The 9441-nt window shown below is 76.1% G+C and carries 9 protein-coding genes; 2 read left to right on the top strand and 7 right to left on the bottom strand.

Annotated features, from left to right (window positions below):
- The 3 genes from B0E53_RS28850 to B0E53_RS28840 all read right to left on the bottom strand — a co-directional run.
- The coding region (locus B0E53_RS28850; RefSeq protein WP_146167802.1) for a copper resistance protein CopC at positions 1-376 on the bottom strand (376 nt) is incomplete at its 3' end.
- Positions 373-939, bottom strand: a complete 567-nt coding sequence (locus B0E53_RS28845) for a hypothetical protein (protein WP_107078894.1) — start codon at positions 937-939, stop codon at positions 373-375. The genes B0E53_RS28845 and B0E53_RS28850, both read right to left, overlap by 4 nt.
- Before the next feature lie 32 nt (positions 940-971).
- The gene (locus tag B0E53_RS28840; RefSeq protein WP_107078893.1) at positions 972-2333 is read right to left on the bottom strand and encodes an AarF/UbiB family protein; all 1362 of its coding nucleotides are present in this window, start codon (positions 2331-2333) and stop codon (positions 972-974) included.
- A 122-nt stretch (positions 2334-2455) separates the two neighbouring features.
- On the opposite strand from B0E53_RS28840, the gene B0E53_RS40275 reads away from it, so the two are divergent.
- Positions 2456-4327, top strand: a complete 1872-nt coding sequence (locus B0E53_RS40275; protein WP_168215438.1) for a BTAD domain-containing putative transcriptional regulator — start codon at positions 2456-2458, stop codon at positions 4325-4327.
- Here the strand turns inward: B0E53_RS40275 and B0E53_RS28830 are convergent.
- Positions 4291-5217, bottom strand: a complete 927-nt coding sequence (locus B0E53_RS28830; protein ID WP_107078891.1) for a hypothetical protein — start codon at positions 5215-5217, stop codon at positions 4291-4293. The two genes, B0E53_RS40275 and B0E53_RS28830, sit on opposite strands and share 37 nt — an antisense overlap.
- Before the next feature lie 69 nt (positions 5218-5286).
- On the opposite strand from B0E53_RS28830, the gene B0E53_RS28825 reads away from it, so the two are divergent.
- Positions 5287-5961 carry a winged helix-turn-helix transcriptional regulator gene (locus B0E53_RS28825; protein WP_107078890.1) on the top strand — a complete coding sequence of 225 codons (675 nt, stop codon included), beginning with the start codon at positions 5287-5289 and terminating at the stop codon, positions 5959-5961.
- A 5-nt stretch (positions 5962-5966) separates the two neighbouring features.
- On the opposite strand, the gene B0E53_RS37140 is transcribed toward B0E53_RS28825, so the two are convergent.
- The 3 genes from B0E53_RS37140 to B0E53_RS28810 form a co-directional block, all read right to left on the bottom strand.
- On the bottom strand, positions 5967-6626 hold the full coding sequence (locus B0E53_RS37140) for an NADP oxidoreductase (RefSeq protein WP_146167801.1): 660 nt from the start codon (positions 6624-6626) through the stop codon (positions 5967-5969).
- Positions 6623-7057, bottom strand: a complete 435-nt coding sequence (locus B0E53_RS28815) for an acyl-CoA thioesterase (RefSeq protein WP_107078889.1) — start codon at positions 7055-7057, stop codon at positions 6623-6625. The genes B0E53_RS37140 and B0E53_RS28815 overlap by 4 nt, the downstream gene beginning before the upstream one ends.
- 4 nt (positions 7058-7061) lie before the next feature.
- Positions 7062-9441, bottom strand: a 2380-nt coding sequence (locus tag B0E53_RS28810; protein WP_146167800.1) for an SDR family NAD(P)-dependent oxidoreductase, incomplete at its 5' end; no start/stop codon positions are given.

The following is a 9441-nucleotide window of genomic DNA, read 5'->3' as shown; positions in this document are numbered from 1 at the left end:
CGCCGCGGGCGCCGCCGCCCCGGCGTCCACCCGCGGCGGCGGGTCCACCGGGCGGCCGACCGCGAAGGCGTACGCGCCGCTGGGCTCGGACCCGTCGGCGAGGGTCACGTGGTACGCCACCACGTACCAGCCCTTGCCCGGCGGCGGCGGTGACCGTGACGTGCGCGTCGCCCCGGCGGGGGCGGCTGCCGAACGCCAGCTCCACGGCGGGTGGGGCGGCGGTGAGCACCGCCCCGCGGGCCGGCGTGGCGGCCACCACCGGGTCCTCCGGCACCCGGAACAGCGGCCGGAGCAGCACCACCGCGCCGATCAGCAGCACCAGCGCCGCCGGGACGCGGCGCAGCGCCGCGCCCCGGCGGGGATCCGCTGAGGTCATGCCGACACCCGGTGCGGGGCGGCCCGGTCCGGCGCGGTGGCGGCGGACCCGCGGCCGGAGTCCCGGAGGTAGTGGTACATGGCCACCACCATCGGCAGGAAGACCACCGCGTTGTAGAACAGGTGCAGCTGGACGCGGGGGAACCAGAACTGGAGCACGCTGGTCGGCACCGGCCGGCCGGCCAGGTGCGCGCCGGTCTGGGCCTGGATCAGCAGCAGCAGGTGCTCAATGTGGTGCCAGAACTGGATGGCCAGCGCCACCGTCCACCAGGTGCGGGCCCGGCCGGTGAAGCCGGGTCGCAGCGCCCAGAGGCCGACGAGCATGACCAACGCGTAGCCGTAGTGCAGCCACTCCGAGCTGATCAGCCACGGGAACGGCATGCCCAGCACGCCGCGGGCCTTCGGCACGGGCCAGCCGAGGCCCCAGATCTGCACGGCCTGGGCGATGTGCTCGGCCCAGTGCCCGAGGACCACCAGCATGAACAGCATCACGGCGGTCCGGTGGTAACGGCCGTTCAGGCTGGTCAGCAGCCCGTTGCGGTCGGTGTGCGGTCGGTCGGTCACGGTTTCCTCCTGCAGGGTTCGGGGTGCGGCGGTCAGCCCGCCCGGCGCTGCGGGGCCAGGTGCGCGGTCTCGGCGGCGGCACGCAGCAGCATCGGGCGGGCCGCCGCCTGGAAGTCGATGTCGGGGTCGAGGTCGCGGACGGTCCCCTCGATCACCAGCAGCGACAGCAGCGGGAAGACGAACTCGGACGCGGCGTACAGGCCGAAGTCCCGCTGCAGGGTGAACAGTTCGGTGCCGAAGCGGGTGAGCTGGAACTCCTTGGCCGGCACCCCGGTGTTCCGCTTGACCAGCTCGGCGACCCGGCCGATGAAGCCCTCGACGTCCGCGTCCGGCGCCACCCGGACCGCGCTGTCCACCACCACCTCGCCGCACTGCCGGCCCCGCCCCAGCGCCAGACCGAGGAAGAAGTCGGCGAACTGCCGGCGTACGGTCGGGTCGAGCCGGATGCTGAACCCGGCGTCCAGCACGACCACCCGGGGTCCCTTGAAGTAGACGTTTCCGGGGTGCAGGTCACAGTGGACGAAACCGTCCAGGAAGAGCATCTGGTAGACCGCGCTCACCGTGCGGGCGGCCAGCCGGGCCCGGCGGGCCGGGTCGATCTCGGCGACCGGACGGGCCACCAGGTCCGGGATGAACTCCATGGCCAGGCAGTTCGGCCGGCACAGCTCGGGGAGGGTCGCCGGGATCCAGACGTTGTCGGACTCGGCGAAGTTGCGCCGCAGCTCGGCCAGGTTGGCCCGTTCCCCGGCGAAGTCGAGCTGCCCGAGCACGGCCGCGCAGACGAAACCGGTCAGCTCGGCCAGCGGCACCCCGCGGCCCGGGGGCAGCTTCTCCGCCAGCGCCGCCGCGCCGTGGATGAGCGCCAGGTCGAGCGCCATCCGGCGGCGGATGCCGGGGCGTTGCAGCTTCAGCGCCACCTCCCGGCCGTCCGGCCGGACGGCCCGGTAGACGCCGGCGATGCTGCCGCTGGCCCGCGCCGTCGCCTCGACCTCCGTGAAGTGCCGGGTCACGTCCGGGCCGTACGCCTCGCGCAGCGCGCGGCGCACCTGCCGGCCGGACATCGGCCGGACCCGGTCGTGCAGCCGGCCCAGCTCGTCGCAGAGCAGGGGCGGCAGGAGGTCCCGCCGGGTGCCCATGATCTGGCCGAACTTGACCGGTGCCGGGCCGAGCCGTTGCAGGTGCCGGACCAGCCGGCGGTAGAAGAAGCGGGCCGCCGCGGTGCGGCCGCGCAGGGGTCGCAGCACCGCCGCGCCGGCCGCCGCGGGCAGCAGGTACGCGGCGCTGCTGGCCACCACGAACGCGCCACGGGTGGCCATGGCCAGGCGGGACTGGCGGGGAATGGTGCGGGAGAGTCCGGCGGGGCGGTCGCCGGCGAGGGGATTCTCCGGGAGCATCAACGCCTCCTTGCACGGGGACGGGGTGTGCGTTACGTAATCCGAAGGTGGCGCACCGTCATGGACAGCGTTCTATGGATCCCATAGCCTCTTGATGGGGGGAGGCGACAATGGGCGCTGCCGTGGACACTGTGCGGATAAAGGTGTTGGGCCCGGTCGCCGCGTTCCGAGACACCACGGAGATCCCCCTGGGGCCCTCCCGGCAGCGCGCGGTCCTCGGCTACCTCGCCCTGCATCCCGGGCAGCCGGTGCCGCTCGGCGCGCTCACCGAGGCGGTCTGGGGCGACGACGCCCCGGCCAGCGGCGACCAGCTCGTCCGGACGTACGTGGCGCGGCTGCGCCAGGTGCTGGAGCCGGACACCGCGCCGCGGGCCCGGACCAACGTCATCGCCTCGGTGCCCGGCGGCTACCGGCTCGACGTGCCGCCGGAACGCGTCGACGCGTCGCACTTCCAGCAGCTGCTCGGCCGGGCCCGTGGCCGGCAGGCGGCCGGCGCCCCGCACGAGGCCTTCGAGCTGCTCGACGCGGCGCTCGGGCTCTGGCAGGACCCGACCCTGGCCGACCTCGGTGGCCTGCTGGCCAGCCCCCGGCACCTCACCGCGCTGCGCGACGACTGGGTCGACGCCGGCCTGCGCCTCGTCGCCGTGGGGCTGAGCCTCGGGCAGGCGTCGGTGGTGCTCCCGGTGGCCGAGCAGCTCGCGGCCGTCGAGCCGCTCCAGGAGGCGGTGCAGGCCCGCTACCTGGAGGCGCTCACCCGCAGCGGGCAGCGGGCCGCCGCCGTGCACCACTACCTGAGCGTCCGGGCCCGGCTCCGCGCCGAACTCGGGGTGGAGCCCGGCCCGGAGCTGCGCCGGATGTACGCCGCCCTGCTGCACGCCGGGGACGAGCCGGGCGTCGAACCGCCGTCGCGGGCCGGGGCGGAAGAACCCGACCGGCGGCCCGGCTGGCGCGGTCCCGGCCCGGCGATCGGCCCGCTGATCGGCCGGGAGGACGACGTCGCCCGCTGCGCCACGCTGCTGGTCGCGCACCGGGCCGTCACCATCGTGGGGCCGGCCGGCTGCGGCAAGTCGGCCACCGGGCTGGCGGTCGCCGAACGGGTCGCCGCCGCGTTCCCCGACGGCGTGGCCACGGTCGACGCGGCCGAGGCCCGGGACTGCGGCGAGGTGCTGCGGCTGCTCGCCGAGACGCTGGAGCTGCCGGGGCCGAACGCCGACGCGCTGCGCGCCGTCGCCGACCAGCGGATGCTCCTGGTGCTCAATGACGTCGAGCACCTCGGCGCGCGGGCCGGCGAGATGGTGGAGCACGCGCTGCACCGCTGCCCGCGTACGGCCATGCTGGTCACCTCCCGCCGCCGGCTCGGGCTCGCCCACGAGGCGGTGTTCCGGCTGGCGCCCCTGCCGCTGCCCGAGACCGACGTCCCGGACGTGCTGCCGGACAACCCGGCCGTGCGCCTCTTCGTCCACCGGGCCGGGCTGGTCCGGCCGGGCTTCCGCCTCTCCCCGGCGGACGCGGTGACGGTGGCGCGGATCTGTCGCGGGCTGGACGGCCTGCCGCTGGCCATCGAGCTCGCCGCCGCCTGCCTCTACACCGACAGCCTCGACGGGGTGCTGCGCCGGGTCGACGACCCGCTGGACGAGTTGCGGCCGCAGCGGCGCGGCCATCCGCAGCACCACCGGTCGCTGCGCGCCGCGCTGCACCGCAGCCTGGCCGCGCTCTCCCCGGTCGACCGGGCCTGCCTGGCCCGGCTCGCCGGCGGCGACCGGTGCTTCTCGCTCGACGAGGCGGCCGCCCGCTGCGCCGGCCTGGTCCCGCCGGCCCAGCTCGGGGCCGTGCTCGACCGGCTGGCCGACGAGTCCCTGCTGGACCCCCGGCCGGGGTCGGGCGCTCCCCGCTACCGGCTGCTCCGCACGGTGGCGCTGGCGGCGGCCACCGTGCCGGAGAGCGGAACCGGGGAGCATCAGGCGTTCCACGGCATGGTCGGGAACCAGCCGTAGCCGAACATGGCCGGCAGCCGGACGTCCCAGTAGAAGACCAGGAACGCGCCGAGCGCCAGCAGGCTGACCCCGACCAGCACGGCGGCCCGGCCGGGGCGGGACAGCCAGCGCTGGAAGGCGCCCCGGGTGCCGAGCACCAGCAGCAGAGCCAGCACCGCCATGATCAGCACGTTGCCGAGCGACTGGAGCACCAGCACGAGCGCGCCGTAGAACGGGTTGTGGCTCTCCACGGCCTGCTCCAGCAACTTGTGGAACAGCGGGTACGGGCGGCCCACCAGGAACCCGCCGACCAGCGCGCCCAGCGTCACGAGCCGGGCCACCGGCCGGCCGGCGAACGGGTCGGGCAGCAGGCCCAGCGCGGCCAGCCCGAGCCAGGCGAAGGCCAGCCCGATCACGCCGAACACCACGGAGGCCTGGAGCAGCCGGACCGGGAGGCCGTCGCCGACCGTGTCCGTGGAGAGCTGCGGCAGCCGGGAGCCGACCAGGACGGCCAGGAAGCCGTACACCGCCGCCACCGACACCAGCCCGAGGGCCAGCCAGCCCAGCGGGGCCAGCGCGGCCGCCAGCCGGCTGCGGCGCGGCGCGGCCGAGCACTCGGCGACGTCCGGCAGCGCGCCGAACACGGCGATGTTGCAGGCGGTGAACGTTCCGGCGAACCCGGAGACGAACGCGAACACCACCCCGGCCGCGGAGCCGGCGATGGCGGTCTGCTTGGCGTCGGTGCCGAGCACCGAGTTGGCGACGTTGTCGCCGATCACGTGGTCGACGAACTCGAACGACCAGAGCACGGCGAGCAGCAGGCCGCCGAGTACGCCGGCGACGGCGGCGACCGGGCGGCGCCGGGCGGGGGTGAGTTCGGTACGGGAGGTGGAGCTGGCGAGGGCGGTCATGTGGCGGTCCTCTCCGTGGCCGGAACCATGGAATAGTGAAGGGATGGGATGCCCGAAAGGGAGCGAGCGATGGGGCTGCTGAAGGACCGACGCACCTACGACCAACAGTGCGGATTGGCCTATGCGCTGGACGTTCTCGGCGAACGCTGGACGCTGCTGATCGTCCGGGAGCTGCTGATCCGGCCCCGTCGCTACGGCGAACTCCTCGATGCTTTGCAAGGAATCGGCACCAACCTTCTGGCCGACCGGCTCGGCTTCCTCGTCGAAGCGGGGCTGGTCCGGCCGCTCGATCCGCAGCGGCGGACCGCGGGCTACGCCCTGACCGAGCTGGGTGAGCGGATGCGGGAGCCGGTGCTGAGCCTGGCGCGGTTCGGCCTGACCTACGCCGCCCACCAGCCGCCGCCGGCCGCGTCGGTGACCCGGCCGGCCTGGGCGATCCTGGCCACCGACGCGATGCTCGACGACGCCCGCGCCCCCGGGATCGACGAGGTCTACGCCTTCGACGTCGACGGCGAGCAGTTCCACGTCGTGGTGGAGGGCGGCCGGGCGGTCCTGCACCCCACCGCCGCGCCCGACGCGACCCTGCACGTGAAGACCGACGCGAAGACGTTCTTCCAGCTCGGGGTGCGGCGACTGGACCCGCTGGAGGCGGTGCTCGCCGGCTCGGTGCAGGTCTCCGGGCCGCCGGCCGCCATGTCGCGCTGCCTGCGGCTGCTCGGCCTGGCCGGCAATCCGCACGGCTGAGCCGGTCAGCCGGCCCGGCACGCCGGCTCCCGCACGGTCCGGTCACTGCTCGGCACTCCGATGTGGATGGACACCTGGCCGCGCAGGCCCTGCCGGTCGCTGACCGCCATCAACAGCCCGGTCAGCGCCTCCAGGTGGCGGGCCGTGCTGATGCCGCCGGCGTCCAGCGGCGCGAAGCCCAGTGCCCGGGCCAGCGCGAAGACGTCCCGCAGCGCCGCCGGATGGTCGGCGGCGACCGGCAGCGACACCGGCAGGCCGTTGACCCGGCACCGGGCCAGCACCCCGGCCGGCACCGTGTTGAACGCCTTCGCCACCCGCCAGCCCTCGCCCGGCTGGTCGGGGCCGGCGGCCCGGTCGGCGGCGAGTTCGGCCAGCAGTTCGCCGCCGGAGCGGCCGGGCGGCACCATCGGCGGCTCGCAGAACACCGGGTTGGTGGGGTCGACCAGGGTGCGACCCCGGCCGCGCCGCCCGGCCGGGCCGCGCAGGAACTCGACCGCGGCGGGGAACGGCACCGCGAGCACCACCAGCGCGGCCCGGTCGAGCAGGTCGGCCACCCGGCGCGGGTCGGCCCGGCCCGGCACCAGGAGGGGGTGGAGACCGGCCTGCCGGACCGCCTCGGCCAGCCCCCGGCCCATCCGGCCCCGACCCACGATGCCGACGGTCATCGGGCCACCACCGCGTACCGGCTCAGCGCCCGGCGCAGCTCGGCCGGCACCTCGACCGGCTCCAGGCCGTGGCCGCCCCGGCGCATGCAGGCCACCGTCTGCCGGCCCTGGGCCAGCAGCGTCGGCGGACCGGGCGCCACCCGGACGTAGTCGAAGGACATCGCGATCCGGTGGCCGTCCAGCCGGTCCAGCATCATCCGCACCTCCACCTCGTCGAAGGCGCCGCCCTCGGCGTAGAAGTCGGCGTGGCAGTCCACGGTCACCAGGGCCAGCCCGTCGGCCAGCGCGGCCATCACGCCGGGCGCGTGGTCGGCCAGGAAGTGCTCCCGGCAGTGCCCCTGCCAGTGCAGGTAGTGGGCGAAGTAGACGTTCCCCACGAGGTTTGTCTCGTCGAAGGTCACCACGTGCCGGTGGACGTAGCTGTCGGGCATCTCCTCACCCCTCCCCGTCGGCGTCGGCTGCGACGGCCAGGCTCACCGCGACCGGCCCGGGCGTCGCCGGCACGACCGTTCCGTAGACCGCGTGCCGGCCGGCGTGCAGCGCCACCCAGCCGTCCGGTCCGGTCTCGTCGCGCAGCACCAGCGGGACGTCGACCGCCGCGCCCGCCTTCACCAGCGCCTCCAGCGCGGTCCACACCCGGGTCCCGGCGGTGGCCGCGTCCTCGCCGGTGAGCCGGGCCAGCGCCTCGGCGACCCGGGCCCCCGCCCCGGGCAACGGTGGGGTGGGGGTGACCACCTCCCAGTCCACCCCGACTGGGCGGTCCGCCGTGGCGGTCAGCAGGTGCCCGTCGAGGTGGCTGACGCTGATCCCGCGCCACCCCAGCGGCGTGGCCGGTACGCCGGGCCGGAGCCGGCCGGTGGCGTCGGCGCGTACCTCGCCACCGAGCAGCCAGCCGGCCAGCGCCCGGCTGCGTTCCCGGTCGCCCCGCCCGGCCGGCGCCGCGGCCAGGTCCACCCGCAGCTCCGGCCGCCAGCGGCGCAGCCGCCGGGCCACCAGCGGCCCGACCAGCTCGGCCGGCCACACGGCGTTCTCCACCGGGCCGACCGCCCGCAGCCGCAGCCCGGTCCAGCGCTCCACCGGCGAGCCGTCCGCGTCGATGACGGTGACGTCGAAGCGGAACTCGTCACCCGTCTCGGCGACCTGTCGGGCGTGGACGGTCAGAATGCCCTCCGGGCGGGCGTGGATATCGATCCGGTCCACCCCGACCGGCAGCACCCGCCGGTCCGGCACGCACGCCTGGAGCAGGTGCAGGAAGGCGTCCCGCACCCCCGGGTCGCCCAGTTGCAGTCGCTGGTCGTGGAAGCCGCCGAACCAGGTCCCCGCCTCGGCGTGCACCTCGGCCACGCACCGGTAGGCGCTCAGCCCGTGGTAGCCCGCCACCCGCCGGAACCGCGGGCCGTGGAAGAAGGCCGGGCCGTAGAGCGGCCCGCCGGGCACCAGCAGCCCGGTGGAGGGCGGCGGCACCGGCTCGCCCGAGGTCACCGCCCCGCCGTACGTGCCGGTGAGGTGGTCCACGGCGAAGCCGGTCTCCGCGCTGCGCACCGCCGCCCGGACGGTGCCGTCCGCGCCGGTCAGCGCGGCCACCCGGACCGGCCGGGGCTCCCGCTCGCCGACCGTCACCGGGCGGGTCAGCGCCACGTCCCGGATCACCGTGGGCACCTGCTTCGCGCCGAGCGCGGCGGCGGCCTGCGCCATCGCCTCCAGCCCGAGCACCGCCGGGAGCACGGCCGCGCCGTCGATCCGGTGGTCGTCCAGGTAGGGGTCGGCGCCGAGGGAGAGCCGGGCCTCGCTGACCAGCTCGACGCAGGGCGTGCCGACCAGCCGTGACTCCAGGAAGCGGCCGTGCTCCTCGGCGCACTCGTCCCACTCCAGGGTGTCGCTCACCGGCAGCCGGCCGGCCACCAGCACCACCGGCGGCAGCGCGGGCGTGGCGAGCAGTTCCAGCAGCAGGCGGGTGCCCTCGTCCGGCGGGATCGGGCTGACCCCGCGCCGGAGCAGCCCGTCGAGCACGCCGAGCCGGACGCCCATCCCGGTTCCGGACCAGACCGACCACTCGATGCTCAGCCAGCGCACCTGCGGCACGGCGGCGGCCAGCTCCGCGCAGCGCCGGGAGAGGTACTCGTTGGCGGTGGCGTACGCCGCCTCGCCGGGCAGCCCGGCCCGGCCGATCACCGAGCCGAACGCCACGGCGAAGCGCAGCTCGTCGGGGTCCAGCGCGGCCACCACGTGCTCGAAGCCGTACGCCTTCGGGGCGAGGGTGCGGTCCAGCTCCTCGGCGGTCAGCTCGGTCACCGGCGCGGGCTCGTTGCGCCCGGCCGCGTGCAGCAGCCCGCGCACCGGACCGTGCTCGGCGCGGACGGCGGTTACCGCCGCGGCCACCGCCGCCGGGTCGGCAAGGTCGACCGACCGGTAGACGGCGCCGGTGCGGCGGACCGCCTCGACCACCTCCGGGTCGTCGGCGGGGCTGCGGCCGAAGAGCACCAGCCGCGCCCCGGTTGCCTCGCCGAGGGCAGCGGCGCAGGCCGCCCCGATCCCCTTCGCGCCCCCGGTGACCAGGCAGACCTCGCCCGGTCCGAGCGGGATCCGCCGGTCGGTGCGGGGCTGCCCGTCCAGCAGCCGGGTCACCGGCACGGTGCGTACGCCGTCCGCGCCGTACACCACCTCCTGGTAGCCCGACCAGGGCCGGGACGCCTCGACGGCGGCCAGCCGGACGCCGGCCGGGCCCGGCGGGGTCTCCACCACCAGCACCGACGCCCCGGTCTCCACGGCCAGGCTGCGGCCGACGGCCGCGCCGACCCCGCCGTGGTGCAGCACC

Origin of the sequence: Micromonospora sp. MH33 (assembly GCF_003013775.1) — a bacterium.
Classification (GTDB): Bacteria; Actinomycetota; Actinomycetes; order Mycobacteriales; family Micromonosporaceae; genus Micromonospora; species Micromonospora fulviviridis.
This window is presented reverse-complemented; position numbering and strand designations above follow the sequence as displayed.

Coding starts and splice junctions, on each gene's coding strand:
- B0E53_RS28815 (WP_107078889.1), bottom strand. CDS start 7,057: ATGCCCGACAGCTACGTCCACCGGCACGTGGTGACCTTCGACGAGACA.
- B0E53_RS28840 (WP_107078893.1), bottom strand. CDS start 2,333: ATGCTCCCGGAGAATCCCCTCGCCGGCGACCGCCCCGCCGGACTCTCC.
- B0E53_RS28830 (WP_107078891.1), bottom strand. CDS start 5,217: ATGACCGCCCTCGCCAGCTCCACCTCCCGTACCGAACTCACCCCCGCC.
- B0E53_RS28825 (WP_107078890.1), top strand. CDS start 5,287: ATGGGGCTGCTGAAGGACCGACGCACCTACGACCAACAGTGCGGATTG.
- B0E53_RS37140 (WP_146167801.1), bottom strand. CDS start 6,626: ATGACCGTCGGCATCGTGGGTCGGGGCCGGATGGGCCGGGGGCTGGCC.